Source organism: Bradyrhizobium sp. CSA112 (assembly GCF_029051645.1).
Taxonomy (GTDB): domain Bacteria; phylum Pseudomonadota; class Alphaproteobacteria; order Rhizobiales; family Xanthobacteraceae; genus Bradyrhizobium.
Genome location: NZ_JAACFS010000025.1, coordinates 26,933 through 42,111, shown reverse-complemented (window position 1 = coordinate 42,111; position 15,179 = coordinate 26,933). Strand labels below are relative to the sequence as shown.

Here is a 15,179-nt window from a genome sequence, read left to right as displayed (position 1 = left end):
TTTAATCGACGCGAAGGTTCTCGGCGCTGGTCTTGCCGCGCATCGGGTCCTTCTTCGCTTCGAACGAGATCTTCTGACCTTCATTGAGCGAGCTCAGACCTGCACGTTCGACGGCGCTGATATGAACGAAAACGTCGGTGCTGCCATCATCGGGCTGAATGAAGCCGAAGCCCTTGGTCGCGTTGAACCACTTAACTGTTCCGGTAGCCATGTAACTATCTCCAAGATGCGCGAAAGCGCTTTTGCCCGCACGACCTCCGCGCAGGCTTGATCCGATTTCAACGATGTCTTGGGGATTAGAGCCGGTTCGGCGTGGTCAACAAGGCAGAGCGATTACTTCGAATAAGAGCCATATAGGCTGCTTCTTCGGGAATGCAAGGCCGGTGGGCCTTACCCCGGCAAGAACAGCGCGAACGGCTCTTCCGTCGTCCGACGCAAATGCTGGCGATATTGCGCGTAGTTGGGATCATCGACTGAGACCCGGCCGAAGGTCGGATCGGCGACCATCTTGATCGGCAAATAGGCGATTGGCGCGGCGATCGGCGTCAACATCGAGCCGCGGCCTGCGAGCAATGTGGTGATGATGCCGTACATCTCGCCCGAAATCGCCAGCCGTGCCACTGTGATCAGGCGATGCTGGCCGTGCCGGTTGGTGACGAGATAGATGTGGCCGGACTGGTTCGGCACCGCCACTTCGCCGAATTGGGTGAAAGCCGCGTCCTGCCGCTCGCTTTCGTGAAACACCAGCGACGATGCCGCCGCGTCCCAGGATATCTCGGTGCGGTAGGCGAAGATCGCGTCCTTGTCGCCGAACGACGGCCGTACCGTGACATAGGTTCCCTCGATCCAGGCCACCGCACGGCGCGAGTAGGCACCCAGTCCATCCGGCGCAACCTCGCCGTTGACGGCGACGGCAGGCGCCGGCGGCGCCTCCGTTGTCTTGCGCAGGGAGACGCCGAGCGCCTGCTCGAGGCGGACGGTGGTGGCAAGGGTGAACGGGCGGCGGCCACCGAGCACTTTTTCCAGCGTCGAAAGGCTGAGCTTGGCGAGCTCCGCCAGCGATTGCCGGGAGATGCGGCGGCGCGCGATCTCCTCGCGAATAGTGTCCGCGATCTGCCGGCTTTGCTCGGCGGAAAGCTGCTTGTCCGGCGTCGGCATCGTCACCCCTGCTTGATCTGCGCCAGTGTACCAGACGCACAACCCATCACAAACCCGCACAAAGCCGCCGCGGCGGTGGTGTGCCGCGCTGGCCGGCGGCTGAATAAGGCCGATCATTCCGCTCGCGCCAAATCACTGATTTCCGCACCCTCACACCATGGCGAAATCGCCGTTCGGGAGTGAGCGACATGACGACATGCGACGAAATTGAGGCCGACAAACGCAGCGAACAGCCCGGCCTGATCAGGCTGGTGCTGTTCTTCGTGATGCAGGGCGTTGCCGTAATCCTGGTCGGGTTTGCGGCATTATTTTTGAGCTTTGAGCCGGTGTGGTCGGCGGAACGCCTATCGGCCAACTATCTCAAGCCGGGCGACGCTCGCTCTGGTTCGCTGCTCATAAAGAATGAGGAAGGTTACGCCGATGCATCGCGCCTCGGCATCGATGTCGATCTCACCGTATCGGGTCCGACGGTCCGCGCCCGCGTCACCCAGATATTCCGCAACCCTACGCAAGACTGGGTCGAGGCTGTCTATGTCTATCCGTTTCCGTCCGGCGGCGCCGTCGATACGCTGAAGATGGTGATCGGCGATCGCGTCGTGGTCGGCGACATCAAGGAGCGGCAACAGGCGAAAATCATCTACGAACAGGCAAAGCAGAACGGGCAGAAGGCGGCGCTGACCGAACAGGAACGGCCGAACATCTTCACCAATTCGGTCGCCAATATCGGCCCCGGCGAAACCGTGCTGGTGCAGATCGAATATCAGGAGCCGGTCCAACAATCCGGCAACGAGTTCTCGCTGCGGGTGCCGATGGTGGTCGCGCCGCGCTATAATCCCGCGCCCGTCGTGCAGAGCGTCGAATTCCGGCCCGATGGCGGAGGTTGGGGAGCCGTCAAATCCGACCCCGTGCCGGATCGCGACCGCATCTCGCCCGAGGTGCTCGACCCCGCGAGCAACGCGCCGGTCAATCCGACCCGCATCACCGTGCGGCTGCAAGCGGGCTTCCCGCTCGGCGAAGTCAAGAGCCTCCATCACGCGATCAAGACCGAAAAACCTGACGCCAACACGAGCATTCTCCGCCTTGCCGAAGGCCCGGTGCCGGCGGACCGCGATTTCGAGCTGACCTGGAAGCCTGCAGCCGAGAAGACGCCGTCGGTAGGGTTGTTCCGCGAGCGCGTCGGCGATTCCGATTATCTGCTGGCGTTCGTCACGCCGCCGGCGGTCGAGCAAGCGCAGCAGAAGCCGCTGCCGCGCGAGGTGATCTTCGTGATCGACAATTCCGGCTCGATGGGCGGCGTCTCGATCATCCAGGCCAAGGCGAGCCTCATCTACGCCCTCGGCCGCCTGCAGCCGAACGACCGCTTCAATGTCATCCGGTTCGATCACACCATGGAAGTGTTGTTCCCGTCAGCCGTGCCGGCCGACAGGGAGCATATCGGCCGCGCCACCTCCTATGTCGGCGCGCTGCAGGCCAGCGGCGGCACCGAGATGGTGCCGGCGATGCGCGCGGCGCTGTCAGACAACGCCGGCGATGCCAACTATATCAGGCAGGTCGTGTTCCTGACCGACGGCGCGATCGGCAATGAGCAGCAATTGTTCGAAACCATCAGCGCGCTGCGCGGCCGCTCGCGCATCTTCATGGTCGGCATCGGTTCAGCCCCGAATACCTACCTGATGACACGCGCCGCCGAACTCGGCCGCGGCACCTTCACCCATATCGGCTCGGTCGAACAGGTCGAGGAGCGCATGCGCGGCCTGTTCGCCAAATTGGAGAATCCAGCGGTGACCAACCTCACTGCAAAATTTTCCGACGCCGCGGCCGACATCACGCCCGTCGCGATCCCTGATGTCTATCGCGACGAGCCGCTGGTTCTAGCGGCAAAGCTCGACAAGCTCGCGGGCTCGGTCGAAATCAAGGGCCGCATCGGCGACCGTCCCTGGGTCGTCACCCTTCCGCTGGCGAACGCCGCCGAAGGCAAGGGCCTGTCCAAGCTCTGGGCACGGCGCAAGATCGCGGATGCCGAGGTTGCGCGCACCACGCGGCAGGCCAATCCAGAAGATGCCGACAAGACCATTTTGGCGCTGGCGCTCGAGCATCAGCTCGTCACGCGGCTGACCAGCCTGGTTGCGGTCGACAAGACTCCGAGCCGCCCCCAAGGCGAACCGCTCAAGGTCTCGGAACTGCCGATCAACCTGCCGGCCGGTTGGGATTTTGAAAAGGTGTTCGGCGAGCGCCCACGCGTTCCGGCAGCGCCGGCCGAACGGCGCGCAGGCGCGGACGAGGCACAGGTTCAAGTCGCAGCGCTGAAGCGGGCACAGCCTGTCACCACCCAAGCGCCCAATACGGTCACGCTGCCGAGGACGGCGACTGACGCCGAACTGAAGATGATCGCAGGCGTGATCCTGCTCACAGTCAGCCTGATCCTGTTGGTGCTCAATCGGCGTCAACGGCGTCAGATGTCACGGCGTTGACGTCGGATGAAAAGAGGAGACCTCCCCGACCTCCTCTTTTCCAGAGCGCGCGCGGCTTCACCCGTCCCCCCAGGGCCGCGCGCGCCGCTTTTTTCTCCTCCGCTGTCATTCCGGGGCGATGCGAAAGCATCGAACCCGGAATCTCGAGATTCCGGGTCTGGTCCTTCGGACCATCCCGGAATGACGGAGTACTCCGATGAGATTGCCCCGCTTCGTCCTTCCCCTTCTCGCCCTTGCCGGTCTCCTCTTGTTCGGCCAGGGCGCCTACATCCACGCCAAGGCGCTGGTTGCGCAGGTCCTGCTCGAACACGCCTTTGAGAAAGCCATCGCCACCGGGCGCGAGACCAAGCCGTGGTCATGGGCCGATACGTGGCCAGTCGCCCGCATCGAAGTGAAGCGGATCCATGCCAGCGCCATCGTGCTCGCGGGCAGCAGCGGCCAGGCGCTCGCCTTTGGCCCGGGCCATGTCGAACGAACGCCCAATGCCGGCGAACGCGGCGTTGCCGTCTATTCGGCGCATCGCGACACGCATTTCGCTTTCCTGAAGAACATCGTCGTCGGTGACGAGATCGAGGTGACGCGAAGCGACGGCAAACACTTCCGCTACCGGGTGGATGCCGCTTCGGTCGTGCACTTCGATGCCTCCGGCATCGATCCGTTCGCGGATGGACATCACCTGGTGCTATCGACCTGCTGGCCGTTCGACGCGCTGACGCAAGGGCCGGAGCGTTATCTTGTGCACGCCACCATGATTGTGTCAGTTCCGGATCTGCACTGAATTCTCCGCGAGCCGGGATATCGTGCGCGGAGCGAATGGCGCTGCTCGCGCAACGCGTGTTGCCACCCTCGCCAAGTCCCAATAGAAAGGCCTCAATCACAAGAAAATCATGACGCGGCGTTCGTCCTCGATCGCCACGGCCAAGGAAGAGTTAAGGGATATCCATGGACGCCCAGGCACGCACCGCATCGCATCAAGCCGAAAAATGGTCGCCCTCGCCTGACGCCAGCGACATCGTCAAGCGTATCCATGCGATGCTCCACCCGCGCAACATCGTGCTGGTCGGCGCCACCGACAAGCCCGGCAACTATGCAGAGCGCATCTGGAACAATCTGATCAAATACAAGTACGAAGGCGGGCTGTTTCCGGTCAACGCCAAGCGCGAAACGATCTGGGGCGTGCCCTGCTACAAGGATTTTGCGAGCCTGCCGGAAAAGCCCGATCATGTGCTGGTGCTGGTGCCGGCGCGTTTCGCCGTGCAGGTGATCCGCGATGCCGCAGCCGCCGGCGCGCGCTCTGCGACCATCGTCACCTCGGGCTTCAGCGAGCTGCAGGACGAGGAAAGCCAGCGGCTGGCCGTTGAATTGAAAGAAGCCGTGGAAGAAACCGGCCTCGCCGTCACCGGCCCGAACTGCCTCGGCAATCTGAGCGCAGGCGAAAAGCTGTTCACCAATATCGACGACCGCATCGTCACCATGGAAGCCGGTCCTGTCGCGATTGTCGGGCAATCCGGCGCGATCGTGATGGCGATCCGCCAGACGCTGGAAGATCGCGGCGTCGGCGTCGGCTACATGGTCACGACCGGCAACGAGACCGGTCTCGAGACGCCCGATTTGATGGCCTATTTCGCAGCCGATCCCTCTATCCGCGTCATCGTGGTCTATCTCGAAGGCGTCCGGAACACGAAAGTGTTTCGCGAAGCCTGCAAGGCCGCACGCGCCGCCGGCAAGCCGGTGATCGCGCTCAAGCTCGGCGCCTCCGAAGGCGGCCGGGCCGCCGCGATGGCGCATACCGGCGCGCTCGCCGGCTCGATCGAAACCTTTGACGCGATCTCGACGCGCGAAGGCGTGATCCGCGTCCGCGGGCTGGACGAGCTGATCGAGACCACCGAATGTTTCGTCCATGCCGATCCGCCGAAAGGCAACCGTATCGCCGCGGTTTCACTGTCTGGCGGCAAGCGTGGCCTTCTGATCGACGCGTTCTATTCGGCCGGCATGAATTTCGCCCCGCTCAGCGCGAATGCAACAGAGCAACTGGCGCAAATGCTCGGCCCCGGCAGCATTGTCGGCAATCCGCTCGATGCGGGCTTTGCCGCTGTGGTCGATCCCTCCGTCTACATCAAGTCGATCAAGATCATGATCGACGACCCCGACACCGATATCGTTATCATCGACGCCGAACTGCCGAAGGCGCCGCACGAATTGCGCGAGCGTAATCTGCGGCTCGTCAACGAGATGGCCGGCGCGGCAAGCAAGCCTGTCGTTTACATCAGCGCGATGTCGATCGGGTTCACTGACTTCACCAAGGCTCTGCGCAAATCGCTGCCGAACGTCGCGGTCATGCAGGGTCTCGACCGGGCGGTCGGCGCGATCAAGTCACTCATCGAGTATGCGTCCCTGCGCAAGGAAGTGCCCGACATCGTGTCGAGCTCGAAAGCTTCCGCGCGCGCGGTGTTGGAAAGGACGCTCAAAGCCGCCAACGGCGCCGCCGCGCTGGACGAAGTGGCATCGAAAAAGCTTCTCAAGGCCTACGGCATTCCCGTCTCCAAGGAAGAAATCGCGCAGACCGCGTCGGAGGCGGTGAAGATCGCCAAGAAGATCGGCTTTCCCGTCGTAGCAAAAGTCGTCAGCGCCGAGATCCTGCACAAATCCGACATCGGCGGCGTGGTGCTGAACCTCAACAGCGCGGCCGATGTGAAAAACGCGTTCAACGACATCACGGCGCGGGTGAAGAAGATCAAGAGTAAGCCGAAACTCGAAGGCATTCTGATCGCGCAGCAGGTCAAGGCCGACCTCGAACTCGTGGTCGGCGCCTCGCTCGACGCCGAGATGGGGCCGGTGGTGCTGTTCGGCACCGGCGGCGTTGATATCGAATTGATGAAGGACGTCGCGCTCGCCGGCGCACCGCTGGATGACGCTGAGGCGAAGCAGCTCATCGGCAAGACCAAGGCCGGCGTGAAAATTAAGGGCTATCGCGGCAAGCCGGCGCTGCACGAGCCTTCCGCCGTGAAGGCGCTGGTCGGCCTGTCCAACCTGATGGCCGATGCGGGCACCCGGATCGCCTCGATCGACGTCAATCCGTTTTTGATCAACAGCAAGGTCGGCGTCGCCGTCGACGGCCTGATCGTGCTCAACAACGCCGCAGCGAACAAGGCGGCGAAGCATTAGCCGGCTGGTTCGGTGGTCATTGTCGTCCCTGAGAACGCAGGGACCCATAGCCACCGATGCACGTTGGTACGAAGACAACTAACCCCATCGCCTTGCCGATGAGCCGCAGCGTATGGGTCCCTGCGTTCGCAGGGACGACGGGATGTAGTTACAGACCTACACCCCATTTCTGCGCCGTCTGCAAAATCCAGTCGCGGTAGAGCGTCAGCGGCGTCACCCCGGTCATGCCGCCGCAGCCCGCCGAACCGTTCGGCCCGGTCGACCAACTCACGACGCCGACGATGACGGGGCCGCCTTGCTTGTCCTCGAAAACAGGCGCGCCGGAATCCCCCGTGCAGGCGCCAAGCCCCTCCCGCGTGCCCTGCCCCACGGGATCGACAAGCCGGATCTGCAACGTCCCCGGCCTGCCCGTCGCAACCAGGCCGGCGACGCGGACGGAGCCGCCGCTCTTGCCGTCGCCGCGCACGGTCACGCCGATGCCCGCGATGGTAAAACGGTTGCCGACGTTGATCGGGATGTTGGGCAATCCGAGCGCGGCCTGCGTCTTTCCCTTAGGCGGCGTCGCCAATTGCAGCAACGCGACATCCGCCGTCGCGCGATGTCCCGACATCGCCTGCATGTTGAAACCGGGATGAATGGCGACGGTCCTGACGTCCTGCAGCGACGGCTGCCGGTCCGCGCTATACTCGACGATCTTATAGTCGGCGCCCGGCTGCACGCAATGCGCTGCCGTCAGCACCAGTTTCGGTGCGATCAATGTGCCGGTGCAGAAATTGCCGCGCGAGCCGACGATGGTGATGATCGAGCGGCCGACGCCTTCCGCCGACGGCGCGCCGCCGCCGACGATGGCGTGCGCGGGAACGGATAGCAGCAAGGCGAGGCTGGCAATCAAGCGAGGCAGGATGTTCATCGCGGCAGCAATAGCCCGCGCCGCGCATATCGCCAAGCGCCGGATCGGGCTGGTTCCAGCGCACATTCCGTGTTAGCCGCTCCCCCAACACATCATTTTCAGGCAGGGAATAATGATCGAGGCAGTGATCTGGGATTTTGGCGGGGTGCTGACTACCTCGCCGTTCGAGGCCTTTACGCGGTTCGAGACCGAGCGCGGATTGCCCGCCGACATCATCCGGCGCACCAATGCCGCCAACCATCTTGAAAACGCCTGGGCGAAGTTTGAGCGTGCCGAAGTCGACATCGAAGCCTTCGACGAATTGTTTGCGGCCGAATCGCTGGCGCTGGGCGCAGCGGTTCGCGGCAAGGACGTGCTACCGCTGCTCTCGGGCGATCTGCGGCCCGAGATGGTCGAGGCGCTCAAGCGCGTGAAGGCACGGTTCAAGACCGGCTGCATCACCAACAACCTTCCCGCCAACGCGATCGGCAGTGCCAGCGGCCGCACGCTCTATGTCGCCGAAGTGATGGCGCTGTTCGACCATGTAATCGAATCCGCAAAAATCGGCCTGCGAAAACCCGACCCGCGCATCTACCGGATGATGGTCGAGACGCTGAAGGTCGACCCCAAAAACTGCGTCTATCTCGACGACCTCGGCGTCAACCTGAAGCCGGCACGCGAGATGGGCATGACCACGATCAAGGTGATTGGCGCCGCGCAGGCGATCACCGAGCTTGAGGCGGCGACCGGGTTGGCATTGCGCTAGGCGGAAAATGCCGGAACTTGCGCGCGCCTTATGCCTAAACGGCGCTTGTTCTTTGCCGGGAACGCAGGCAGAACATTTCGAAATTTACCGAATTCGGAGTTGAAACCCCGTGGCTGATATCAGGCCGTCGGCCTCGATCGAGGCAGTGGAAAGCGGCCTTGCCGCGCAAGGCTATATTGCAAGCCGCCAGATCGCGACCGCGGTCTATCTGGCGCAGCAGATCGAAAAGCCCATCCTTGTTGAGGGCCCCGCCGGCGTCGGCAAAACCGAGCTGGCGAAGGCGATCGCCGCATGGCGCGGCATGAAGATGATCCGCCTGCAATGCTATGAGGGGCTGGACGAAGCGAAGGCGCTCTACGAGTGGAAATACGCCAAGCAGCTTCTGTACACGCAGATCCTCAAGGACAAGCTCGGCGAAGTGCTGGGTGGCGCCCCGACGCTGGAAGCGGCGCTGAATCAGCTTCACGATTTCGGCGACGTGTTCTTCTCCAAGGAATTCGTCGAGCCGCGGCCGCTCTTGCAGGCGCTGGAGCAACCCGCCGGCTGCGTGCTCTTGATCGATGAAATCGACAAGTCGGATGCGGAGTTCGAGTCGCTCTTGCTGGAAATCCTCAGTGATTTCCAGGTGACGATACCGGAACTCGGAACAGTGGTCGCGGTCGCGCCGCCGACGGTGATCCTGACCTCGAACAGCGAGCGCGATCTCGGCGACGCGCTGAAGCGACGCTGCCTCCATCTTCACATCGGCTTCCCCGAGCAGAAGCTGGAGGAACGGATCGTCGAGAGCCGCGTGCCCGGCATCTCGCAAACGCTGCGCCGACAGATGGTGAGCTTCATCCATGAGGTCCGCACGCTCGATTTGAAGAAGCTGCCTTCGGTCAGCGAGACCATCGACTGGGCGCGGGTGCTGGTCTTGCTGCAGGCGCCCGAACTTGGTCATGAGATGGTCAAGGACACGCTCAACGTCCTCCTGAAATACGAGGCGGATATCGAGGCCACCATGCCTCAAGTCTCGACCTTCATCGCCAAGGCCTCGCGTCAAAACGTCTTCGGGTGACGCACGAATGAGGGAGAACCTGCATCGCTTCTTTCGTGCGGCGCGGGGCGCAGGCGTGAGGCTCTCGCCGGCCGAAAGCATCGATGCGATGCGGGCCGTCTCCAAGGTCGGTTTTACCGACCGCACCATCCTGCGTGACACATTTCTGCTGACCCTCGCCAAGACGCAGGACGAGAAGAAGGCGCTCGGCGATTGCTTTGATCTGTTCTTCGATCAGCCGGAACCGCAATCGCCACCCGAGGACGGCAAGGCAGACGAGCAGGACGCAGAAGGATCCAACGGTGCGTCCGATTCACCCGGCGACGCCAGCGGCGGCGACGAGCAGGCCGAGGGGCTCGGCCAGCTCGCCCAGATGCTGCTGGCGCAGGACCGCAACCAGATTTCGGCGGCGATCGCCAACGCAGCGAGCGCGGCCTCGCTGCCCGACATCCGCTATTTCACGCAGCGCGGCATCTTCTCCGGTCGCATCCTCGACCAGATGGGCATCCAGCGCCTGCGCGACGATCTCGACAATCTCGCCGCAACCAACCCTGCCCTAGCGGAGCGGCTGACCAACGCGCTGGACGGGCTGCGCGGCACGGTCCGCGACACCGTCTCGCAGGCCTTGATGCTGTACGGCCGCGAGGAAGCGGAAAACCTGCGCAACGAAATTTTGCGCAATGCGCCGCTTTCGCGGATCGAGCCGCGGCAGGTCGAGCAGATGCGGCATCTGATCCGCCAGATCGCCCGTCGCCTGCGCGAGCGATACTCCAAGCCGCGCAAGCGTCAGCGCCGCGGTCATCTCGACGTGCGCCGAACCATCCGGCGTAACGCCGCCTGGGGCGGCGTGCCGTTCCTCACTGCCTGGAAACGGCGGCACCGCGACAAGCCGAAGATCGTGGCACTCTGCGACGTCTCGGGCTCGGTCGCGCGCGTGTCAGACTTCTTCCTGCTGTTGATCCACAGCCTGCATGAGGTCGTGGACGACGTCCGCTCGTTCGCTTTTTCCGGCCACCTGATCGAGGTCAGCGACGTCCTGGAATCGAAATCGCCGGAAGAGGCGATGGCCGAGATCATGTCCAAGGTCGGCTTCGGCTCGTCCGATTACGGTAATTCCTTCGACGATTTCGAACGCCAGTGGATGAACGCGATCACGCCGCAGACCACCGTAATCGTGCTCGGCGACGCCCGCAGCAACAACCTCGATCCCCGCGCCGACATCCTTCGCCGCATCGCCGAACGGTCGAAGCGGCTAGTATGGCTCAATCCGGAGGGACGCATGGCCTGGGGCTGGGGCGATTCCGAAATGCCGCGCTATTCGACCTTCTGCACTGTGGTCCGCCAATGCGCGACCGCAAAGCAGCTCGAACGCGCGGTGTCCGATATCGTGGCGAGCTACCAGTAGGCGCCTTTACTCACAACTGTCGTCCCGGCCTTGAGCCGGGACCCATAACCACAGATGTCTATGTTGCTCGATGCTGGGGCCGCGGCCTCGTGTAACAGCAAACTTTTGTGGTTATGGGTCCCTGCGTTCGCAGGGACGACGGTGAACTTTCGCAGGGACGACAAGAATTACGCGTCGATCGCCTCCTTGATGCGCTTGCGCGTCAGCGGCAAATTCCGCAACCGCTTTCCCGTGGCATTGGCAATGGCGTTTGCAATCGACGCCGCCGCCGGCCCCTGCCCGGTTTCGCCACTGCCGAGGAACGGCTGCCCCGGCCGGTCGATGATGTGAACCTCGATGCTGTCCGGCACGGCATTGAAACGCAGGATCGGATAGGTCTGCCAGTCGATGCTGGTTATCCTGGTGTCGTCGAAGGTAACGCTTTCATACAATGTCCAGCTCATTGACTGCACGATTGCGCCTTCGATCTGGTTGATCAACCCGTCCGGATTGACCACCTGCCCGCTATCAACCGCCGCCACCGCGCGGACCAGCCGTGGACGGCCGGTCTCCCGATTTACCTCGACCTCGGAAGCAACGGCGCAATAGGCTGCCAGATTCTTGTAGCGCGCAAAGGCAAAGCCGAAGCCGCGATCCTGCGGCGCTTTCTGGCCGCTCTTCCATCCGAAACCCAGCGCCGCCTTTTCGATCACGGCACGGCCACGCTGATCCTCAAGATGTTTCAAACGGAATTCGACCGGGTCAACATCGGCGAGGCCTGCGAGTTCGTCCATAAAGCTCTCGATCGAAAACACGTTGTGATAGGCGCCCAGCGCGCGCAACGCGGAAATTCGGAGCGGCATCGCCGGGATGAAGTGGTGCACCACCTGCGCGTTGGGAAACGTGTAAATTGGGATTGCGTTGCGGTCACCGCCGCCTTCCGGCAGTGGCAACGGCCTGGGAGCAGGCACGGCAAAGGGTTGCGCCATGTGCTGCGCCGCCAGCATCGATCCGGCGCCGCCCGGCCGCATCGAGTGCGTATTGCTCCAGACATCGAAATGCCAGTCGGCGATCTTGCCGTTGCTGTCGAGCGAGGCCTTGAGTTTCGTCACCATCGCCGGGCCGAACGGCTCCCAGGCATGTTCCTGCTCGCGCATCCATTGCACGCGAACCGGGCGGCCGGGCAATGCACGGGCGATCAGCGCGGCGTCAGCCGCGGCATCGTCGGCGCCATTGTGACCGTAACAGCCGGAGCCTTCGACATGGATCAGGCGAACACTGGCCGGCGGCATCCGCAGCATCTCAGCGATGGCCTGACGATCAGGATAGACCCCCTGCGTGTGCGTCCACACCGTCATGGCATCGTCAGCCAATTGCGCTACCGCGCAGGACGGCCCGATCGAGCCATGCAACTGATAGGGCCGCGTGTAGGTCGCTTCGATGGACTCTCCCCAAGAGACGGACGGATCGCTGCGCTGAAAGACGGTAGAATCCTGCGACGGCAAATGCGTCAGCACGTTCAGGAGATCGTCCTGGTTCGGCAGGTTCGCACTTTCTTTCCATTTCGCCGCTGACGACAGCGCGTTCATCGCCTTGATCGACTGAAACTCCTTCTCGGCGACCACAGCCAGGAAACTGCCATCGCGCACCACTTTCACAACGCCGGCCAGTTTTTCGACTGCCGAACTATCGCACTCCGTCAGTTGCGCGCCATAACTCGGCGGCCGCACGACACGGGCGTGCACCATGCCCGGCAGCCGCATGTCCTGCACATAGGCCGCGCCTCCCGTGACTTTTGCAGGGATATCGACGCGTCGCACTGGCTGGCCCATCACCTTGAGGGTCGCAGGGTCCTTGAGCCTTGATTTCGGCTGCGCCTGCACATGCAACATATCGGCGGCGACCAATTCGCCATAGGACAGCCGCCGGCCATCCGGCGAGATCACCGCGCCATTTTCGGTTCGGAGATTTTCCGCCGGCAGATCAAGGCGCTTCGCGGCCTCCGCGACCAGCAATTCACGCACCTGCGCCGCCGCGTTCTTGATCGCGGTACCGCTATCCTGCATCGAGCGGCTTCCGGCCGTGTAGCCCTCGTTCGGCGTAAGTTTCGTGTCGGCGGTGATGACCTTTAACGATTCGAACGGCAGATCGAGTTCTTCCGCAGCGATCTGCTGGAACGCGGTCCTAAATCCTTGGCCGAGTTCGGCCTTGCCGGTGAAGACCGTGATGCTGCCATCGGCATCGATGCGGATCCAGGAGTCCAGGTATGCCGTGGCCGCGAGACTGCCGGGAGGCTTGGGCGGTGGCATCGCTGCCGGAGCCTGGTCTTGCGCGAAAGCGCTCGTGAGCGAGAAGCTGACGATCAGTGCACCCCCGCCCGCAAGCACGCGGCGACGATCGAGAATGAGCGAGGCGTTCATTGCGCGCTCCTGTTGGTTGTCGCAGCCGCATCGGCCGTCTCCATCAACCGCGCCGCACGGCGCACCGCGCGCAGGATGCGCATATGCGTACCACAACGACATAGATGCTGCTCGAGCGCAGCGCGGATTTCTGCATCAGTCGGCTTGGAATTCTTCAGCAACAGTGCCTGCGCCCGCATCATCATGCCGGGAATGCAGTAGCCGCATTGCGCCGCCTGCTCTTCGATGAAGGCACGCTGGATCGGCGCCGGCTCGGATACCGAGCCGAGGCCTTCGAGCGTCGTTACCTGCTTGCCTTCCAGCAAGATCATCGGCGTCACGCAGGAGAGCACGGCCGTGCCGTCGACGATCACGGCACATGAGCCACATTGGCCAAGCCCGCAGCCGAATTTGGCGGCGTTGAGCTTGATATCATCGCGCAGCACATAGAGCAGCGGCGTGTCCGGATCGGCGTCGACCTGATGTTCCCGACCATTGACCTTCAATGTCATCATGGCTTGTCTCGCTGCGTCGGATCGGCCGGAGCACTGCGCGGCCCGGCCGATGTCTGGAGGTAGACTGTCACGGCGCGGCGCGCATCTGCGACGGTCTTTTCAACGCCGGTCCATGCCGGCTGCTTGCTGAAGCGAGCGCGTAGATAGTTCAGCAGCGCTGCCATCTGCGTATCGTTCATGCTATCGGCGAAGCCCGGCATAATCGGGCTGCGTTCGCCTTCGACGGCTGAGACGCCCGACAGCACGACGTTGGCGAGATTGCGGGGATCGGGGCTGGAGACTGCCGTGCTGAGCGCGAGATTGACGCCGCCATAGGGTAAGGGCCGGCTCGTCTCATGGCAGGATGCACAGGCGCCGGCATAGATCGTCGCGCCAGCCAAGTCGGTCTGCGAGGCCTGAGACGGTGATCTGGCTTGCGCGAGCGCGGCCTCGCCTTCTCGTTTGCGATCTGGCGTCGGTGCCCCTGATATGTCGGCCATGTAGATTGCGATGGCGCGGACATCGCTATCCGGCACCGACGACAGGTTGCTGACCACTTGTGCCATAGGCCCGCGCGCCGTGCCGTGATCGGGATGCCAGCCGCTGCGCAAGTACATGTAGAGCGCGTCGGCATCCCATGGCACCGGCGCATGCGAGCGGTCGTTCAGGGCATAGGCGAGCCAATTATCGACGTCGCCGCCGGCGAACTGGGCGTTCACGCGTTCCGCGCCCAGCTTGTTGCGCGGCGTGTGGCAAGCGCCGCAATGTGCAAGGCCGGCGACCAGATAGGCACCGCGATTCCATTCGGCGCTTTTCGCCGCGTCGGGCTGATAGGTATCGCGGCGAAGGAACAACAGTTTCCAACCGGCAATGACTGGCCGCTGATTAAGCGGAAAGAAAATCTGGTTCTCGCGCGCCGGCGCATGGACCGGTTGTCGCGTCATCAGGAAGGCATAGAGCGCCCGGTCGTCCTCATCGGAAACATGGGTGAAATGATCGTATGGAAAGGTCGGATAGAGGTGCTCGCCCTTACGGTTGACCCCGTCGTGCATCGCGCGGCGGAACGCTGCTTCCGACCATTGGCCAATCCCTGTCTCGGCATCCGGTGTGATGTTGGAGGAGTAAATCGTTCCGAACGGCGTCGGCACCGGCAGGCCTCCGGCAAAGTTTTTGCCGCCGCGCACGGTGTGGCATTCGTTGCAATTGCCGATCGCCGCAAGATCGCGGCCGCGCTTGATCAGGGCGGCATCGAACGCGTGCGGCGTCGGGGGATCGATCGCCGGAATGACCGGCCGCCAAACAATCGCAAAAGCCATCGCCCCGCCGACGATCAGCATGACAGCGATACCGCTTGCGATGAGCCGAGACGATCTGGTCATGCTCATGAATTTGAATTTGTTGTTCGACCGTGGTTTAA

General features: G+C 63.0%; 12 protein-coding genes. 6 read left to right on the top strand and 6 right to left on the bottom strand.

Going from position 1 to position 15,179, the window contains the following annotated elements; translation table 11 throughout:
- Position 1: 1 nt before the first annotated feature.
- Together GWE18_RS29695 and GWE18_RS29690 are read right to left on the bottom strand one after the other, a co-directional pair.
- Positions 2 to 211: a cold-shock protein gene (locus GWE18_RS29695; RefSeq protein WP_057841312.1), complete on the bottom strand. Its 210-nt coding sequence runs from the start codon at positions 209 to 211 to the stop codon at positions 2 to 4.
- Between the two features lie 179 nt (positions 212 to 390).
- Positions 391 to 1,158 (bottom strand): helix-turn-helix transcriptional regulator, encoded by a 768-nt coding sequence (locus tag GWE18_RS29690; RefSeq protein WP_275189327.1) that lies wholly within the window; start codon positions 1,156 to 1,158, stop codon positions 391 to 393.
- A 188-nt stretch (positions 1,159 to 1,346) separates the two neighbouring features.
- Here GWE18_RS29690 and GWE18_RS29685 point away from each other — a divergent pair, with 188 nt between their 5' ends.
- From GWE18_RS29685 to GWE18_RS29675, 3 genes are all read left to right on the top strand, one after another.
- Positions 1,347 to 3,629, top strand: coding sequence for a marine proteobacterial sortase target protein (locus tag GWE18_RS29685; protein WP_275189274.1), 2,283 nt, complete (start codon positions 1,347 to 1,349; stop codon positions 3,627 to 3,629).
- Between the two features lie 202 nt (positions 3,630 to 3,831).
- A complete protein-coding gene (locus GWE18_RS29680) occupies positions 3,832 to 4,407 on the top strand; it encodes a class GN sortase (protein WP_275189326.1) in 576 nt (191 codons plus the stop codon).
- A gap of 164 nt (positions 4,408 to 4,571) precedes the next feature.
- A complete protein-coding gene (locus GWE18_RS29675; protein ID WP_275189273.1) occupies positions 4,572 to 6,794 on the top strand; it encodes an acetate--CoA ligase family protein in 2,223 nt (740 codons plus the stop codon).
- A 148-nt stretch (positions 6,795 to 6,942) separates the two neighbouring features.
- Here the strand turns inward: GWE18_RS29675 and GWE18_RS29670 are convergent, their stop codons facing one another.
- Positions 6,943 to 7,704, bottom strand: a complete 762-nt coding sequence (locus tag GWE18_RS29670) for a trypsin-like serine protease (protein ID WP_275189272.1) — start codon at positions 7,702 to 7,704, stop codon at positions 6,943 to 6,945.
- A 112-nt stretch (positions 7,705 to 7,816) separates the two neighbouring features.
- Between GWE18_RS29670 and GWE18_RS29665 the strand changes: the two genes are divergently transcribed.
- From GWE18_RS29665 to GWE18_RS29655, 3 genes are all read left to right on the top strand, one after another.
- Positions 7,817 to 8,449, top strand: coding sequence for an HAD-IA family hydrolase (locus GWE18_RS29665; protein ID WP_275189271.1), 633 nt, complete (start codon positions 7,817 to 7,819; stop codon positions 8,447 to 8,449).
- Positions 8,450 to 8,558: 109 nt separating this feature from the next.
- Positions 8,559 to 9,506 (top strand): MoxR family ATPase, encoded by a 948-nt coding sequence (locus tag GWE18_RS29660; protein ID WP_065747735.1) that lies wholly within the window; start codon positions 8,559 to 8,561, stop codon positions 9,504 to 9,506.
- Positions 9,507 to 9,513: 7 nt separating this feature from the next.
- On the top strand, positions 9,514 to 10,890 hold the full coding sequence (locus GWE18_RS29655) for a VWA domain-containing protein (RefSeq protein WP_275189270.1): 1,377 nt from the start codon (positions 9,514 to 9,516) through the stop codon (positions 10,888 to 10,890).
- 167 nt (positions 10,891 to 11,057) lie between these two features.
- Here GWE18_RS29655 and GWE18_RS29650 read toward each other — a convergent pair whose 3' ends face one another.
- From GWE18_RS29650 to GWE18_RS29640, 3 genes are read right to left on the bottom strand one after another with little or no spacing between them, the layout of a single operon-like run.
- Entirely contained in the window at positions 11,058 to 13,289 is a 2,232-nt protein-coding gene (locus GWE18_RS29650) for a molybdopterin cofactor-binding domain-containing protein (RefSeq protein ID WP_275189269.1), read from the bottom strand.
- The gene (locus GWE18_RS29645) at positions 13,286 to 13,783 is read right to left on the bottom strand and encodes a (2Fe-2S)-binding protein (protein ID WP_275189268.1); all 498 of its coding nucleotides are present in this window, start codon (positions 13,781 to 13,783) and stop codon (positions 13,286 to 13,288) included. The genes GWE18_RS29650 and GWE18_RS29645 overlap by 4 nt, the downstream gene beginning before the upstream one ends.
- Complete coding sequence (locus tag GWE18_RS29640) at positions 13,780 to 15,141, bottom strand: cytochrome c (protein ID WP_275189267.1); 1,362 nt, start codon at positions 15,139 to 15,141, stop codon at positions 13,780 to 13,782. Before GWE18_RS29640 ends, GWE18_RS29645 begins: the two co-directional genes overlap by 4 nt.
- Between the last annotated feature and the right edge of the window lie 38 nt (positions 15,142 to 15,179).